Annotated in this window: 18 protein-coding genes; 6 read left to right on the forward strand and 12 right to left on the reverse strand. The window is 40.1% G+C overall.

Annotated features, from left to right (window positions below):
• Positions 1-118 precede the first annotated feature (118 nt).
• The 3 genes from rplU to cgtA all read left to right on the forward strand — a co-directional run bounded on the left by rplU (position 119) and on the right by cgtA (position 2047).
• On the forward strand, positions 119-430 hold the full coding sequence (rplU, locus tag HII17_RS09600; protein ID WP_169075157.1) for a 50S ribosomal protein L21: 312 nt from the start codon (positions 119-121) through the stop codon (positions 428-430).
• 18 nt (positions 431-448) lie between these two features.
• Positions 449-706 (forward strand): 50S ribosomal protein L27, encoded by a 258-nt coding sequence (gene rpmA, locus HII17_RS09605; RefSeq protein WP_169075158.1) that lies wholly within the window; start codon positions 449-451, stop codon positions 704-706.
• A 174-nt stretch (positions 707-880) separates the two neighbouring features.
• On the forward strand, positions 881-2047 hold the full coding sequence (cgtA, locus tag HII17_RS09610; protein ID WP_169075159.1) for an Obg family GTPase CgtA: 1167 nt from the start codon (positions 881-883) through the stop codon (positions 2045-2047).
• A 91-nt stretch (positions 2048-2138) separates the two neighbouring features.
• On the opposite strand, the gene panC is transcribed toward cgtA, so the two are convergent.
• The 6 genes from panC to dksA all read right to left on the reverse strand — a co-directional run bounded on the left by panC (position 2139) and on the right by dksA (position 7206).
• Positions 2139-2987, reverse strand: a complete 849-nt coding sequence (gene panC, locus HII17_RS09615) for a pantoate--beta-alanine ligase (RefSeq protein ID WP_169075160.1) — start codon at positions 2985-2987, stop codon at positions 2139-2141.
• Positions 2988-3008: 21 nt separating this feature from the next.
• Positions 3009-3803: a 3-methyl-2-oxobutanoate hydroxymethyltransferase gene (panB, locus tag HII17_RS09620; protein WP_169075161.1), complete on the reverse strand. Its 795-nt coding sequence runs from the start codon at positions 3801-3803 to the stop codon at positions 3009-3011.
• 21 nt (positions 3804-3824) lie between these two features.
• Positions 3825-4340: a 2-amino-4-hydroxy-6-hydroxymethyldihydropteridine diphosphokinase gene (gene folK, locus HII17_RS09625; RefSeq protein WP_169075162.1), complete on the reverse strand. Its 516-nt coding sequence runs from the start codon at positions 4338-4340 to the stop codon at positions 3825-3827.
• Between the two features lies 1 nt (position 4341).
• Positions 4342-5748 (reverse strand): polynucleotide adenylyltransferase PcnB, encoded by a 1407-nt coding sequence (pcnB, locus tag HII17_RS09630; RefSeq protein WP_169075163.1) that lies wholly within the window; start codon positions 5746-5748, stop codon positions 4342-4344.
• A gap of 91 nt (positions 5749-5839) precedes the next feature.
• Positions 5840-6745: a tRNA glutamyl-Q(34) synthetase GluQRS gene (gene gluQRS / locus HII17_RS09635; RefSeq protein WP_169075164.1), complete on the reverse strand. Its 906-nt coding sequence runs from the start codon at positions 6743-6745 to the stop codon at positions 5840-5842.
• A 17-nt stretch (positions 6746-6762) separates the two neighbouring features.
• Positions 6763-7206 (reverse strand): RNA polymerase-binding protein DksA, encoded by a 444-nt coding sequence (gene dksA / locus HII17_RS09640; protein ID WP_169075165.1) that lies wholly within the window; start codon positions 7204-7206, stop codon positions 6763-6765.
• A gap of 472 nt (positions 7207-7678) precedes the next feature.
• On the opposite strand from dksA, the gene HII17_RS09645 reads away from it, so the two are divergent.
• Positions 7679-8761 (forward strand): sulfotransferase, encoded by a 1083-nt coding sequence (locus tag HII17_RS09645; RefSeq protein ID WP_169075166.1) that lies wholly within the window; start codon positions 7679-7681, stop codon positions 8759-8761.
• A gap of 2 nt (positions 8762-8763) precedes the next feature.
• On the opposite strand, the gene sfsA is transcribed toward HII17_RS09645, so the two are convergent.
• The 4 genes from sfsA to HII17_RS09665 form a co-directional block, all read right to left on the reverse strand.
• Positions 8764-9462, reverse strand: coding sequence for a DNA/RNA nuclease SfsA (gene sfsA / locus HII17_RS09650; protein WP_169075167.1), 699 nt, complete (start codon positions 9460-9462; stop codon positions 8764-8766).
• 95 nt (positions 9463-9557) lie between these two features.
• Complete coding sequence (locus HII17_RS19075; protein ID WP_169075168.1) at positions 9558-9776, reverse strand: GDCCVxC domain-containing (seleno)protein; 219 nt, start codon at positions 9774-9776, stop codon at positions 9558-9560.
• On the reverse strand, positions 9764-10153 hold the full coding sequence (gene merC / locus HII17_RS09660) for an organomercurial transporter MerC (RefSeq protein ID WP_169075169.1): 390 nt from the start codon (positions 10151-10153) through the stop codon (positions 9764-9766). Before merC ends, HII17_RS19075 begins: the two co-directional genes overlap by 13 nt.
• Positions 10154-10209: 56 nt before the next feature.
• A complete protein-coding gene (locus HII17_RS09665; RefSeq protein WP_169075170.1) occupies positions 10210-10587 on the reverse strand; it encodes a MerR family transcriptional regulator in 378 nt (125 codons plus the stop codon).
• Positions 10588-10873: 286 nt separating this feature from the next.
• Between HII17_RS09665 and HII17_RS09670 the strand changes: the two genes are divergently transcribed.
• Positions 10874-11638, forward strand: coding sequence for a class I SAM-dependent methyltransferase (locus HII17_RS09670; RefSeq protein WP_169075171.1), 765 nt, complete (start codon positions 10874-10876; stop codon positions 11636-11638).
• A gap of 212 nt (positions 11639-11850) precedes the next feature.
• Here the strand turns inward: HII17_RS09670 and HII17_RS09675 are convergent, their stop codons facing one another.
• The gene (locus HII17_RS09675; protein WP_169075172.1) at positions 11851-12480 is read right to left on the reverse strand and encodes a hypothetical protein; all 630 of its coding nucleotides are present in this window, start codon (positions 12478-12480) and stop codon (positions 11851-11853) included.
• Positions 12481-12934: 454 nt separating this feature from the next.
• On the opposite strand from HII17_RS09675, the gene HII17_RS09680 reads away from it, so the two are divergent.
• Entirely contained in the window at positions 12935-14227 is a 1293-nt protein-coding gene (locus tag HII17_RS09680; protein ID WP_211185322.1) for an immunoglobulin-like domain-containing protein, read from the forward strand.
• 68 nt (positions 14228-14295) lie between these two features.
• On the opposite strand, the gene HII17_RS09685 is transcribed toward HII17_RS09680, so the two are convergent.
• Positions 14296-15474, reverse strand: a complete 1179-nt coding sequence (locus tag HII17_RS09685) for a serine hydrolase domain-containing protein (RefSeq protein ID WP_169075174.1) — start codon at positions 15472-15474, stop codon at positions 14296-14298.
• Positions 15475-15538 lie beyond the last annotated feature (64 nt).

Below are 15538 nucleotides of genomic sequence, written 5' to 3' on the forward strand. Positions count from 1 at the left end.
AATAAAAGCAAATTATGGCTTGCGATCCTTATTTTGTTCGCGTAGAATTCGCGCCCTATATTTTTAAATTTAAGCACCAAAAGATGCTTTAAACAAGCAGGTGCAGTACGGAGTAGCTATGTACGCGGTATTCCAAAGCGGTGGTAAACAGCACCGTGTAACTGAAGGTCAGACAGTTCGCTTAGAAAAGCTTGAGCTAGAAGTTGGCGCTTCAGTTGAATTCGACAACGTTTTAATGATCGCTAACGGCGACGACATCAAAGTAGGCGCGCCTTTAGTTGAAGGTGGCAAGGTTACAGCTGAAGTTGTTTCTCAAGGTCGTGGCGATAAAGTTAAAATCGTTAAGTTCAAACGTCGTAAGCATTCACGCAAGCAGATGGGCCATCGCCAATGGTACACTGAAGTGAAAATTACTGGTATTAACGGCTAATTTTAGGAGCATTTTAAAATGGCACATAAGAAGGCAGCAGGTAGTACCAAAAACGGTCGCGATTCAGAAAGTAAACGCCTAGGTGTTAAACGTTTCGGTGGCGAATCAGTTTTAGCTGGTAACATTATCGTTCGTCAACGTGGTACTAAATTCCACGCTGGTAACAACATGGGTATCGGTAAAGACCATACTTTATTCGCTTTATCTGACGGCAAAGTTCAGTTTGAAGTTAAAGGTCCTAAAAACCGTAAGTTCGTAAGCATCGTAGCTGAATAATTTACGCGTTAACCTATCGAAAAGCCCTGCTACATGGTAGCGGGGTTTTTTTTTGCCTAGTAATGAAGGCCTGCAACTAAAGTAAAATTGGGTAAGTGAGTAAGATCGCTTATAATTAAACCTTAATAGCAGCAAGTTAAGAAATAATTCTATTTCGGAGAATACGAAAATCTTATGAAGTTCGTTGATGAAGTCGAGATTCGCGCTGAAGCGGGTGATGGCGGTAATGGTTGTGTTAGTTTTCGTCGAGAAAAATATGTCGAGTTTGGTGGCCCAGATGGTGGCGACGGCGGCGATGGCGGTGACGTTTATTTAGTTGCCGATGAAAACTTAAATACACTTATTGATTATCGCTTTGAACGTTTTCACCGTGCAGAGCGTGGCCAAAATGGTATGTCGCGTAACTGTACTGGTAAAGGCGGTAAAGATTTATTTCTTAAAGTGCCTGTAGGTACAAGAGCAGTTGATGTAGATACTGGCGAGCAAGTGGGTGACTTAACCACTCACGAGCAAAAATTAATGGTTGCTAAAGGTGGCTGGCACGGTTTAGGTAATAACCGTTTCAAAAGTAGTACTAACCGAGCACCACGCCAAAAAACTGATGGCACACCAGGCGAAATTCGTAACTTAAATTTAGAGTTACTATTGCTCGCTGATGTTGGTTTACTGGGCTTACCAAATGCTGGTAAGTCTACGTTAATTCGAAGTGTATCGGCGGCAAAACCTAAAGTGGCTGATTACCCATTTACGACACTCGTGCCTAATTTAGGTGTGGTTCGATTAAATGCGCAGCGCAGTTTTGTTATTGCAGATATTCCGGGTCTTATTGAAGGTGCCGCAGAAGGCGCTGGACTTGGTACCACGTTCTTGAAGCATTTAGAACGTTGTCGCGTGCTATTGCATGTTGTTGATGTTATGCCTGTCGATGAATCAGATCCAATTGAAAATGCTAAAACCATTATTTCAGAGTTAGAAAGACATTCTGAAAAGCTAGCAGACAAACCACGTTGGTTAGTATTGAACAAACTGGATTTGTTGTTAGAAGAAGAAGCAGAAGAAGTTAAGCAAGAGATTATTGAAGCACTTGATTGGCAAGGTGAAGTATTCTCAATTTCTGCTTTCAATAAAATGGGCACGGAAGAACTATGTGCTCAGCTAATGGACTTTATTGAAGCATTACCTGCTGAAGAAGAAGAGTCAGTCGAAGAGAAGGCTGTTGAGTTCAAATGGGATACTTATCATCAAGACGCCATGTCTGAACATGACGAAGACGATGATGACGACTGGGACGATGATGACGATGATTACTGGGACGAGAACGTCGTTTATACCAAAGAGTAATCAGACTTGCGTAGATTATTAAATGAAAAAGCCGCATTCAAATAAGCGGCTTTTTTGTGTCTGTGAGCACGTTGTTAAACGAAGAGTTTCACTAAGCTAGTGATACTTGTAAATTGTCTATCAGTCGCGCTTTCCCGCAATGTGCGGCAGCAAGAATGACCAATTCTTTATCGTCTTCACTAGCAGGTTGTAAGGTACGGGCGTGCACTACATGAAGGTAATCAACTTTCATACCTGTTTCATTGATTTTGTTAATCGCTTGTTTTGTTAAGCCAATAAAATCATCGTCATCTTGTATTTGTCCTGCCAACCACTGCATGTTTTGATAAAGCGCTGGTGCAATCGCTTTTTCTTCATCGCTTAAATAGCCATTTCGAGAACTCATTGCAAGTCCTGAAGGCTCACGAGCCGTCGCTACAGGTACAATATCTATCGGCATATTTAAGTCTTCAACCATCGTCTGAATAACTTGAACTTGTTGATAATCTTTCAATCCAAAACAGGCGATATCCGGTTGAACAATATTGAACAGTTTACAAACTACCGTCGCGACACCACGAAAATGTCCGGGTCTGCTTTCACCACAGTATCCTTCTGATACTTGTGGTACATCGACAACGCTTTGCTTGTCTAAGCCCTTTGGGTAAACAATTTCAGGGGTAGGCGTAAATAATAAATCGCAGCCCTCGGTTGATAACTTATGCTGATCCGCTTCCATAGTGCGCGGGTAATTATCTAAATCTTCACCGGCACCAAATTGCATAGGGTTTACAAAAATACTGGCGACAACTTTATCAGCTCGTTGCTTGGCTTCTTTAACTAACGAAAGGTGACCTTGGTGCAAGTTACCCATAGTAGGAACAAACCCAATAGTAAGGCCTTGTTGATGCCATACTTTTATTTGCGCACGTAGCGTATGAATATCACTTACAATTTGCATAATTCTATCTTGTCGGTTTGCTTAGCTAAAAATGTGGTCTTCACCAGGGAAGTTACCATTGGATACTTCTTCTATATATAGCTCTATGGCCTTTTTAATATCACCCGTATCTTTTAAGAAGTTACGAGAGAACTTAGGCATATAACTACAAGAAATGCCAAGGGCGTCGTGCATCACTAAGATTTGGCCATCAGTTTCACGACCTGCGCCAATACCGATAGTTGGAATGCTAACCGCTTCAGATATTGCTTTACCTAGCCCTTCAGGAATGCATTCAAGCACTAATAACTGAATGCCTGCAGCTTCTAGTGCCTTGGCTTCTTCAACCATGGCATCAGCTTGTGATTGCTCGCGTCCTTGTACTTTAAAACCGCCAAAGACATTAACCGATTGTGGCGTTAAACCTAAATGACCACAAACCGGAATGCCACGTTCCACTAGACCTTTAATGGTATCGACTAACCAGCTTCCACCTTCCATTTTGACAATAGAAGCACCCGCTTGCATTAATTTAGCAGCATTTTCGTACGTTTGTTCTTTCGTTGCATAGGTCATAAATGACATGTCACTAATAATTAGTGTATTTTCTACACCGGCCTTAACACAGCGTGTATGGTAGGCCATATCATCTATTGAAACTGGCAAGGTATCGTCTTGCCCTTGCAGTACCATACCCAGTGAATCACCGATTAAAATAGCGTGAATACCTGCTTGGTCGAATAATTTTGCAAAACTTGCATCGTAGGCAGTAATGGTCGAAATTTTTTCACCATTCTGTTTCATTTTTAATAGTTTTGATGTGGTTATTTTTGCCATAGTAGATTCCAAATTGGATAATTACTTACAACTGTTGCGTAATGCGTAGTGCAAGTTACCATAAATTTTTAAACCGTTGTCGTCAATTTGCTGGCTTAATGTTGTTATTTTTGTGCCATCAGGCAGTGTAAGCTCTTGGGCAATTTCAAGAAGCGGCAGTATGACAAACTCACGTTCTCTCATGCCGTAATGAGGCACTGTCAGCCGATCACAGTTAATTTCTTGATTGCCAAATAGGATAATGTCTAAATCGAGAATGCGTGGACCCCAGCGATTATCTTTTCGAATGCGACCGGCGTTATTTTCAATGTGTTGAAGTTCGTCTAGCAAAGCCAATGGTGCCAATTCCGTCGATAGCTCAAGCACGGCATTCATGTAATCTGGCTGATCAGCAGGTCCCATCGGTCGGCTAAAATATAATGAAGAAAGCGCGGTAATGGTTGAACACTTAATCTGGCCAATCGCGTCTACCGCTAATTGAATTTGTTTTGCCGGATCAGATAAGTTACTACCCAGACCAATATATACGGTGTTCATACTAGTCAGTTTTAGCCGCTTTAGTACGTGGCTTTCGACGCTTCCTAATTGTTCGACGTGAATTTCTGCCGACTGGCAATGATTTAATCATCATCTGTTGAACGTCAGGAGTAGCTGATTGAAAATCGGTCCACCATTTAGCCAACAGTGCAATGTCCCCGCCTTCGATTTCACCACGAATTAATAAGAAATCGTAACCCGCTCTAAACTTGGGGTGCTCAAGTGTTTTATAAGCGCGCTTACCTTCTCTTTTGGATAGCTTGTCTTGTAGAATCCATATATCTTTCATTGGTGATTGAAAGCGTTTAGGTATAGCGATACTACGCTGTTGTTCAGACATAACTTCATGTAACGCAGAGAAAAAAGCATCTTGTGGCGTTAGCTGTGTTGTTTGCTTTAATTGGCTCACTTGGCGCGATAACGGGTACCATAATAACGCGGCTAGTAAAAATGCAGGAGTAACACGCTGATCGTTGTTAATACGCGCATCGGTATTACTTAATGCTAGATGGATAAACGATTTCAGCGTTTCGTTATCTTCTTCAGATAATGCCTGATCAACTATTGGGAATAAATACTTGAATAAACCATATTCTCTAAGCATTTCAAAGTTGGCTTGCGCTTTACCAGAAATGAAAAGCTTTAAGAACTCTTCAAACATGCGAGCAGCAGGGATATGGTCCAATAATGATGCCAGTTGCTTAATTGGCTTTTCAGTTTCTGCGCTTATTTGCATGTCTAATTTAGTTGCAAATCTCACCGCTCGCAGCATACGAACCGGGTCTTCTCGATAGCGAGTTTCAGGATCGCCAATTAATCGAATTTTACGTTGTTTGATATCTTCAACGCCATTGGCAAAGTCGTAGATTTTAAAATCGCCGACATTGTAGTAAAGCGCATTAATGGTAAAGTCTCGACGTTCTGCATCTTCGTCAATAGAGCCATATATATTGTCACGAAGCAGCATGCCGTGATCGCTCTGTTTGGATGTTTTAGTGCAGTTTTTATCTTGCTTAGAGGCGCTGTCGTGATGGCCTCTGAAGGTTGCAACCTCTATAATATCGCGACCAAAGACAATATGTGCCAAGCGAAAGCGTCGGCCAATAAGGCGACAATTTCTGAATAACTTTTTAATTTGCTCAGGTGTTGCATTGGTTGCGATATCAAAATCTTTAGGTTCTATACCTAACAACATGTCTCTAACACCGCCACCAACAAGGTAGGCGTCATATCCTGATTTTTGTAATCGGTAGAGTACTTTAAGTGCATTGTCACTAATGTATTTACGCGACACACTGTGTTGGTCACGTGAGATAACGATAGGAAAGTCTACTGATTGTTCAGTGTCTTTATTTAGCAACTTTTTACACAAATTAATCACGCGTTTGATAATTAAAAACCTCGGCATATGGTGAGCGCGTATAAACGGCGCAATTTTAACCTAGAGCTTGCTAAAAGAGAATGAAAAACCATGGTTATTTAGAATAAAAATTCTAATATTAGCCAATTGTCAGCGGAATTTGCGCGACTCTAGGGACATTATTTAGCTGCCAGTGTTTAACCGCCCATTGAATTACTTGCTCAGTAGGTTCATTTGCTAATGCAGCAGGCGGGTTTTGGCCTAAGAAAGTCAAGGCCGCGATTAGGCTAGCTTGTGGTGCTTTTTTGTCTATTGCTGGCGCCTTGTTTTGTTTGCTTAGCTTGTATCCGTCATGGGTTACTACTAACGGGACATGAGCATATTGAGGCGGCGTTATATTAAAAGTTTGGTAAAGCGTAAGTTGTCTTGCTGTTGGCTCTAACAAATCGCAACCACGTACAATATGCGTAATGCCTTGTACGATATCGTCTACCACAACCGCTAATTGATATGCATATAAACCGTCTTTGCGCTTAATAATAAAGTCTTCACCCGCTAATTTTTCATCGCAAGTGACTATTCCTTGAATCGCATCACGATAATTGGCGACAGGGAATTGATTGATGAGCCGTGTTCCTGCATTAGTAGAGGGCAAATTCAAATGCTGACAATGGCGATTGTAAATTCCGCCACTGGCTTTGATCGTTGCACGGGTACATTGGCAGAAGTAAGTTAATTTATTTGATTCAAGGTAAGCGAGTACTTGCTCATATAATTCGCTTTGCTGGCTTTGATATAAAACTTGCTCGTCCCAATACAGCCCATAGGCTTCTAGTGTGTGTAGTATTTCACTTGCAGCGCCTATTTGTTCGCGAGGTGGATCGATATCTTCAATACGGACTAACCAATAACCGTTATTGGCCTTGGCATCTAAAAAGCTAGCGAGCGCGGCGACTAATGAGCCGAAATGTAATAAACCAGAAGGAGAGGGAGCAAAGCGGCCACGATATTGAGAATTGGGCCGCTCTTTAAGCGGAAACGCCATTGAATGAGTAGGCTAGATTAGCCTGCCATTTGACGTTCTTTGATTTCTGCAAGTGTTTTACATTCAATACATAAATCAGCTGTTGGACGTGCTTCTAAACGGCGAATGCCAATTTCGATGCCACATGCGTTACAGAAACCGAAATCATCTTCTTCAATCAATTGAAGTGTTTTTTCAATTTTCTTGATTAGCTTACGCTCACGATCTCGTGTACGTAATTCTAAGCTGAATTCTTCTTCTTGTGCTGCTCTATCCACTGGGTCAGGGAAGTTAGCTGCTTCGTCTTGCATATGCGTTACGGTACGGTCTACTTCTTCACGAAGTTGATTACGCCAAGCTTCTAATATTTTTTTAAAATGCTCAAGCTGCTCAGCGTTCATGTATTCTTCACCAGGCTTTTCTTGGTAAGGTGCTACACCCGCTAAAGCTAAAATACCTAATGCTTTTTGTTTGTCTGGCATGCTGAATCTCCTAATGCTACTAGTCCAGTATGGGGAGCCTTGGCTCACTTCTTTGACCACCTGGTTTCAATTGCCAATTTTAGGCCCTTTGGCCTTGTCATAACCGTTTACTAAGAAGGCTATATTGCGTCGCTGGAAATGATTTTCAAGTAAAAGTGTCGAAAAAATAAGGTAATGCAACAAATTCAATCGGTTAGCTTTAAAAATAAATACCTTGAACTTGCACCATTTCTCGGCAAGCAAGAATTTTTAGCAAGATTCACTAGGGTTAGTCAATCTTTATTGAATAAATAATTTTTAAATTTGTGAAAGAGAGCGAATTTTGTAATGAAATGAGAGTAAATTTTTCAATCAATGTCAAAATTCTTAGCTTCTGTAAATAGTCGTTTCAAGTATCGGTAATTGCAATAAGTGCTTACATTCTGTCATGACTTGTGTGTGAAATTTTGTTTGTAATAGCCCGCAAATTTTTATGCAACTATTATGGAAAATGAATATAAATCAAGGAACAAGCGTTACAGAGCACACGCTATTAACACAAGCAAACTTCTTTCTTCATCAATTTGATGCGGTAAATGATCGCGTGACGTTTATTAACTCAACACAAGAAAAACTGAATCACATCTCGTTTTTAGACGGACGAGATAATTTCTCTGTCGATAATACTCATTATGTTCACCAAGCTTCTCAATTACTAGCCAATGAATCACTAACAGTAAAGACTCCGGTAACACGCTATATTTACCATGTTGGTTTTTGCGGCTCTACCTTATTGGCAAAAACGCTGGGCCATATTTTATCTAAAGTGCAGTGTTTAAAAGAGCCACAAGTCTTAATTGATTTGGCAAATTTAAAGGCGCAAAATCATTTGCACTATCGAGATCGGAGCAAGTGGCAACAAGGCCTTAATGTTGTTATTAACCAATTAGGAAAAACGTTTACTAAGGATCAGCACGCAATGATAAAGCCTTCTAATTGGGTTAATTCATTACTGCCTGATTTGGTTACACAAGTACCTGAGCAAAAAGCTGTTTTTCTGACCATCGATTTAGCGCAATATTTACTGGCTATATTTCGAGGCGGCAAAGCGCGAATAAACTTTATTTATCACTTACGTGAGCATTTATTAGCAGTGATGCCGGAATATAAAACACTCATTAATCAAATAGATAACAGTGGCGAGGATATTTATATTAAGGTCGCTAAATCTGCTGCTGTTGTGTATATGATGCAGCATAGTCAATTTAGTCGTGCGCAAGCGAGTTTACCGTCATGTCAGTGGACAGAAATTTATTATCAACAACTAATTGAACAGCCTTTTGATACGTTAAAGCAAGCGGGCGATACGCTGTCTTTACCACTCACCGACAAAGAGTTGCTTAGCGCTATCAGTGAATTATTTGGTCAACATGCGAAACAAGATAAGCAACGCTATACCTATGAGAGTCAGCAAGAAGTGGATAAGCAAGTACTGCAAGCCTACTCGCCGGCTATTAACTCGGCATTAGATTGGTATGCTTTACATGTTGACGAACAAGGTCGCCAAATCGCATAACCTTAAAAGATAAGTTGTTGGTTTATTACTATGGCGTTAGCTGAAATTTTCGCTTTATAAACTAACACTTCAACACCTTGAGCTATGGCTTGTTCTAACAGTTCAGCATATTTTGCATCGATATGTTTTGCAGCAGAAAAGTTATCAATACCCGTGTGTAACACGGCAAATACCAGTACGGCGCGCTCCCCTGATTGCGCAATGGTCATTAACTCTCTTAAATGCTTTTGCCCTCGAGTGGTTACCGCATCAGGAAAATAACCATTACCATTTTGCAGTAACGTGACACTTTTTACTTCAACATAAGCATTTTCTTGCTCACCGTCTGATAGAAAAATATCGATTTTGCTGTTTTCTTCACCGTATTTTACTTCGCGCTTTAAGCTTTTATACCCTTGTAGCTGCGTAATAGTGCCGTCAATAATTGCTTGTTCAACCAAGTTATTTGCTTGTGCAGTATTCACGCAAATAAAGTGATTACCTTGTTTAGTTTGCGTTAATTCCCAGCTAAATGGGTACTTACGCTTAGGGTTATTAGACGTGCTATACCAAACAATGTCACCCGGTTCTGCGCAACCCGTCATAGCGCCTGTATTTGCTACGTGAATGGTCGTTTCTGTTCCATCTTCCAATACAACATCGGCAAGGAAGCGTTTATAGCGTTTGATGAGGGTGGCTTTGTGTACTGAAATCATTGGCATTTATTTGAATTGGCCTGTGCATATGAATAAATGAAAAAGAAATATACGTGATACTTAATGGTTTTGTAAGGTTTGTAATGTGCCAAAAACAGACCTTAAGATTTATTGCAACAACCGCTTCCTTCTTGAATAGGTGGGCATTTAACTGTCCCGTAAGAGCAATAAACGCAACAATCACCTTTTAACGGCTTAAGTAGTGTTTTGCATCCCTCACATTCGTAATACCACTGGCAAGCGTTTGTTGGCATGGTCTCGATCTTACTATATCCACATTCAGGACAAGCAATCTTTGATTCTAATTCTACGCCATGCATACAGGCTCCTTAACTGGCTTAACGATATCCAAAACTGACATAAATACCATCCATGTGATCCCAAAGTAAAATAAGTAAGTGCTCCAGTCGTATTGCCACAAAGGATAAAGTGTCAACAATATTGCAACTGGGCCAAGTACACTTAATATTCCTCTTACCAAATGCTTATGTTGATACCAGTTATAGAGATTTACCAATAAGGCGAGTGCTGCAAACAGCGGCAATAACGTATTAACCGCTATTCCTTCAAAATGAGACAAGAAACCAAGCCCTAGAGCTGATGCTAGTGAACCGAGTGCTGGAAAACATGTTGTGCAACTAAGTGCGGCTAGCCAAACGCCACCAGAGCCTACTTTATCAAGAATTTTATTAATCATAATTACCTCTAATTTTGAGGTAGTTTAAACTCCGTATATAGGTACGGAGTCAATGGTTAGCTAAGTGAATTTATAATTGGGCATGAGTTGGGGTCTTGATTAGCTTTGCAAGAATTTGTCATATCTTGAATCACCTGTTCTAGCCGCTGTAAATCAGCAATTTTCTCTCGAATTAACATGAGTTTTTGTAATCCCATTGATTCGACATCAGCGCAGTTTCCACTCATTGACATTAGTGAAGCTACTTCATCAAGTGTAAAGCCCAAAGCTTTAGCCTTTAATATGAATTTAAGTTGATTGGCATAGGTGTTGTCATACATGCGATAACCACTATCAGGCTTTAGTGGCTGTACGATAAGTCCTTTACGCTCATAGAATCGGACTGTTTCTACGTTAATGTTCAGTTCTTTAGCCAGCTTTCCAATGGTTTTCATAAGTAGATCCTCTTAAACAGCTAGCATTATTTTATCATTATTAGGCAAAACCTGAACTTCCGTTCATCGCTCTTAGGTAACTACTCGCAAAATGGTAAGCAATCCAAGCTCTCGAAGTTTATGCATAGATTCATTTCATGCAACCACCGACTAATATTTACAAAGTCTTACATTATTCATGGGGCTATACGGTTTTACTTTGCCTTGTTTTTCGTGTCACAGTAAACCAAGCAGTATATCTAAAGGCGTGTTACTAAAACGAGCAACTTAAATTAAGGATTGAATAATGAAGAAAGCCCTACAAATAACAGCAATAAGTGCTGTAATGGCTTTTAGCTTAAATGTTAGTGCAAAAGAAAAAAGTGCGACTGAAATCAAGATAGAACAGGCGATGAAGCTGGACTATCGAACAGACGCAGATCGCGAACGCGACAACAACCGGTGGGCATCTGGTGCACTTAAATTTATGGGGCTAAAGGATGATATGAAAGTCTTTGAATTTGGTCCGGGTAACGGCTGGTATACAAAGATTTTGGCTCCTGTACTTAAAGATAAAGGCCATTTAACTATTGGCTATCCTAAAACTTGGATGGCAGGGTTGGATGAGTTGATGAAGACCCCTCAGATGGAGCAAGTACGACGGGTTAATTTGGATATGAAATGGGACAGAGAAACCCGTGCATTCGACTTTAATGGAATCAATTTTCAATCCGAAGATTTAGACATGTTCTTAAATATCAGGGAGTATCACAATTTACATGGAGAAGAGCGTGCCGAATTTAACCAAGCCGTTTTCAAAGCATTAAAACCCGGCGGCACATATGTTGTTATCGATCATACACGCAGGCATATGCAATCAGACAGCCCAGAAAACTGGCGACGTGAAGATCCGGTAACGGTACTTGTAGAAATTCAACAGGCTGGCTTTGAATTGGTAAAGCATTCGGATATGTTTTATCGACTAGATGACTCCCTGCAATATGAAGTAGGCCGCAAAACGGTAGCAGGTAATACGGATAGGTTCTTCTTTGTGTTTAAAAAACCTGAATAGTGTTGTATTGCGCCTGATACGCTATAAATATCAGGCGCTATAATGATTATCGGTGCACAAAGGTATTCGCTGCTAACTTATCAACCACGCTTCGACTAGCATTGCATATTTTGTTTTTAAATAGTTGCTCGCTTTTAACTCTATAGCTTTTCTACTGGCTAAACTTAAACGAAGCGAAAGTTAACTGTCTATCTTACTTATTAGTCAAACCTTTAAATTATAGAGAAACCATTCAAAAACCTATCGATTTCTGTTTTGTATTTTTCGACTAGGTTTGTACTTGTGTATGTTAAATATTGAGTAGAGCCTGAAGAGTTTGAGTAATAATAGCCGAGATATTTAAACTTTATGCTCTGGATGCTACCAACCATTTCCATATAGATAACTTTATGACCATTTACTGTTCTATATTCTTTTTTTACTATTTTTGTATCCGGAGCAGCGTCTCTTGCGTTGTCAAAGGCTATTTTCGCTAGCTCTTCAACATCAATTTCTACTTGTTCAGAAATAGCCATTCCATATAAATCACCATTCTTTAATTGGAATGTGTACTCTGCGGATTCATGACCATTTTCATTTTTTTTGAATTTCCATTTTTTGGGGTTTATTGAAAATGATGAATTGGTTTTACTGCTCTTCAAAGCAAAGTTAGATTTCTTGTCCTTTTTAAATGCAGTTGTGTTAACAGGAATCTCAATTTCAGCAGAGGCCTTTCCTTCTTCGTAGCTCCATGTGCCATCTTCCTTAAGTATAACGACATCTCCATTTTCAGTTACCGCTTTTTGGCTAGCAAAAGCATTTAGTGAAAAAAGGCAAAGTAATATAACTATAAATATTTTCATAACGTTCCTTGATTTTTATAACACATATAATATGTAGGCATCTGATTTATATCCGCCTATAGACTATTCTTTAAACTAACAGAAATATTAAATAATTCAATTTGTTACTAGTTTTTTGGGTACTTAAATTAAGTAAGGAAATAAGTTTCGATAAGTTTCATGTTTTTTTATGCAGTAATTACATACAAGACTACTAGTTATTGCTATTCCATCTTCCTACACTACATCGACAAGGAAACACATATTGTATTTAAGCTTGCATGGTTTTCTACGTGACTAATGCGTAACTCTATTGCATTTATTTGGTAGCGGAATTCGTTGTAATTTAGCTCGGGGTTTTATGCGAATAGTATTTTTAAAAACCTTTAATCACACTATTTCTGCCATTCGACACTTATTTGTGCCCATTTGAACATGATTGCTGCTAGCTTTAATGGGTAAGATGAAAGATATAATGAAGGTAAAAATGTATTACGAAGAAAGACAGAAGGGTGGCTGTACTAATCGGTCAAATGGTTCAGTGAATCGCTCTAGGCGTCGTTCGACAATTGTTTGGACGTTAAATATTTTACTTGTCCTTTTTACTGTGATGTTCGTTGTGAGCTGTGGCGGTGGTTCAGAAAAGCGACCGTGCGAGCGTGATATAGAAAAATGTTTAGTGCCATTTCCTGAAACTACTGAAGCATGGTGGCAAGCTTCTTTACCAGACTTTTCAGATAGCACAGAACGCCCCGTTATTTCGTTACTAGGTGAACGCACGCTAATTCTTGAAGTGGGTGACTTGTATGTAGAAGACGGTGCATTGGCAGCGGACGATCAAGACGGCAATATCACTGCTGATATTGTGATTCAGGGCGAAGTGAATACCGATATAATAGGCGATTACCTTGTACGATATGCTGTCACTGACAGCGATGGAAATATGGCTGCGGAGCAGGCTAGAGTAGTTCGTGTTGTCGGTGCTAATAAACAAGACTTAACTCGGCGGCCTTTAGGGACTAGTTACGCAAACTTCGCATACTTTGAACATTTACCACTCGATTATGGCGAAGAAACTGGCGAGAAACCGCCTCTGCTAATTTACTTTCACGGTTCTGGGGCTAATTTAGAGTTTACTGAAAGTACTGACCCGTTGATCTCGATGGACGCGATCATAGAAAACTATGGTATTCCGAAGTTAATTGAAGATGGTCAATGGGATAATAATTTACCGTTCGTCGTTTTAGCGCCGCATATTGGCAGTTTGCAAAGCCCTAGTTTAAAAGACAGAGTTGACGCCTTCTTAGAATATGCCATTCATACATACGACATTGATATTAACCGAGTATATTTAACCGGTTGGAGCAGCGGTGGTTATATAAGCTCGGCACATGCTGTCGAATTCCCAGACAAAATAGCGGCGATTGCACCTATTGCTTCAGGGCTTTCCATTGAAATTGAAGACCTTCCAGAGCATTTTTGTAATATAGAACAAGTACCAGTTTGGTTATTTCACGGCACTGGCGATCAGGTCACTCCATTTGTACGTTCAATTCGTGCTTACAACGCAATAGTCGATCAGTGTCAGCCAAGAGTGCTACCTAAATTATCGTTGTTAAAAGATGCAAGGCATCATATTCACCACGCGGTATTAGATTTATCGGCACTAGAAGGTAGCGAGTTAAATGTAGAATACGATCCGCGATATGACGCCTACGACACCAATATTTATGAATGGTTGTTAAGCCACAGTCTCGAAGATAGATAAGCTTCTCTCCACGACTGGTAGGGGAAAAATGCAGCAGAGTGTATTGAACACTTTGCTGCAATTTTTCATTAAAAGTGCTCACGTATTACGTTATTTACCACAATGTCCATAGCATCAGTGCAGTATGGCTCGGTAGAACAGTTAATAAATGCGGTAATTGTTAGATCTTTTTCCTTAACGTAAATATTTACCGTGCGATAACCATAGTTTAGCCCTGCATGTGCATAGGCTGTAGTATCTTGGAATGTTTCAAGTGATATACCTAAACCATAATACACTTGGTCATCTACGTGCATTAGGCTTTGCTCTCCCCACATGAGTTCGCGTACTTCATCACTTATAAAGCTAGTATCAGTAACTAACGCTTTGAGAAAACGTCCCATATCTTCAACGCTTGAAACTACTGGGTCGTTAGCGGTTGCAATGTTTTCATGGTGTGCTTTGGTGAGGTATCGCTCGCCATCATCAACATGGTAGCCTTGGATAAAGTCGCCCAATGACTTCTCTATACCTCGGTAATAAGTAGAGTTCAAAGCTAACGGATTGAGAATACGCTCTCTTAACGCTACAGAATGGTGTTCATCAAATAGTTTATCGACAACTAAACTTGCTAATAAATAACCTGTATTGGAGTAGCTGTAATCGGCGCCAGGTGAAAATTGTGCCGGTTTATCGTAGGCAATGGGGAGAAAATCCAGGGTTGATTTATAGCGTTCTGGTTCTTCGAGTAACATGGTGATGTAAGCTTCATCGTCGACAAAGTTAAAGACACCTGCGCTATGATTGAGCAATTGTCTTAGGGTCATTTGACGGCTATTTTCAATGCGTTCGAGTATCTCTTCGTCAAGCCAAGTATCTAGTGTGTCATCAATATTAAGTAACCCTTCTTCTGCCAGCATAGCCACTAATAAGCTAATCATGGGTTTACCAGCGCTAGCGGTCGGTTGCTGATGGTAGTTTTGCATTGGCTCTAGGGTATCGGTGTCGGTGACACCTGCACTGCCTACAAACTGAGTTTGCCCAGTATCAACGCGCAATATAACGCCGGGCACATTGTGATCAACTACGCCGTCGATTAAGGCTTGATAATCGAACACTGTAGTGGTTTGTGAATTGTCTTGGTTCGTATTTTGGCTTGTACTTTGGTTTGGGCTTTTTGAGCTATTTGATGAACCTCCACAAGCGGTAATGAACAGTGAAACTGTTGATGCAATGAGTAGTGATTTAATGGGTAAAGTTAGTGTCATGTTGTTAATCCTTTAATAAAATTATCAGCATGAAAACTCTAATGAATATCCATTAATAAAGACG

It is taken from the genome of Thalassotalea algicola (genome assembly GCF_012932965.1).
GTDB classification, from domain to species: Bacteria; Pseudomonadota; Gammaproteobacteria; order Enterobacterales; family Alteromonadaceae; genus Thalassotalea_F; species Thalassotalea_F algicola.

Bases quoted from the DNA above. Each gene is read 5' to 3' on its own strand.
- HII17_RS19075 (WP_169075168.1), bottom strand. From the start codon at position 9,776: ATGCATGGCGTAGAATTAGAATCAAAGATTGCTTGTCCTGAATGTGGA.
- HII17_RS09675 (WP_169075172.1), bottom strand. From the start codon at position 12,480: ATGAAAATATTTATAGTTATATTACTTTGCCTTTTTTCACTAAATGCT.
- panB (WP_169075161.1), bottom strand. From the start codon at position 3,803: ATGGCAAAAATAACCACATCAAAACTATTAAAAATGAAACAGAATGGT.
- folK (WP_169075162.1), bottom strand. From the start codon at position 4,340: ATGAACACCGTATATATTGGTCTGGGTAGTAACTTATCTGATCCGGCA.
- rpmA (WP_169075158.1), top strand. From the start codon at position 449: ATGGCACATAAGAAGGCAGCAGGTAGTACCAAAAACGGTCGCGATTCA.
- sfsA (WP_169075167.1), bottom strand. From the start codon at position 9,462: ATGCCAATGATTTCAGTACACAAAGCCACCCTCATCAAACGCTATAAA.
- HII17_RS09680 (WP_211185322.1), top strand. From the start codon at position 12,935: ATGAAGGTAAAAATGTATTACGAAGAAAGACAGAAGGGTGGCTGTACT.
- panC (WP_169075160.1), bottom strand. From the start codon at position 2,987: ATGCAAATTGTAAGTGATATTCATACGCTACGTGCGCAAATAAAAGTA.
- HII17_RS09685 (WP_169075174.1), bottom strand. From the start codon at position 15,474: ATGACACTAACTTTACCCATTAAATCACTACTCATTGCATCAACAGTT.
- pcnB (WP_169075163.1), bottom strand. From the start codon at position 5,748: ATGCCGAGGTTTTTAATTATCAAACGCGTGATTAATTTGTGTAAAAAG.
- HII17_RS09670 (WP_169075171.1), top strand. From the start codon at position 10,874: ATGAAGAAAGCCCTACAAATAACAGCAATAAGTGCTGTAATGGCTTTT.
- HII17_RS09665 (WP_169075170.1), bottom strand. From the start codon at position 10,587: ATGAAAACCATTGGAAAGCTGGCTAAAGAACTGAACATTAACGTAGAA.
- gluQRS (WP_169075164.1), bottom strand. From the start codon at position 6,745: ATGGCGTTTCCGCTTAAAGAGCGGCCCAATTCTCAATATCGTGGCCGC.
- dksA (WP_169075165.1), bottom strand. From the start codon at position 7,206: ATGCCAGACAAACAAAAAGCATTAGGTATTTTAGCTTTAGCGGGTGTA.
- rplU (WP_169075157.1), top strand. From the start codon at position 119: ATGTACGCGGTATTCCAAAGCGGTGGTAAACAGCACCGTGTAACTGAA.
- cgtA (WP_169075159.1), top strand. From the start codon at position 881: ATGAAGTTCGTTGATGAAGTCGAGATTCGCGCTGAAGCGGGTGATGGC.
- merC (WP_169075169.1), bottom strand. From the start codon at position 10,153: ATGATTAATAAAATTCTTGATAAAGTAGGCTCTGGTGGCGTTTGGCTA.
- HII17_RS09645 (WP_169075166.1), top strand. From the start codon at position 7,679: ATGCAACTATTATGGAAAATGAATATAAATCAAGGAACAAGCGTTACA.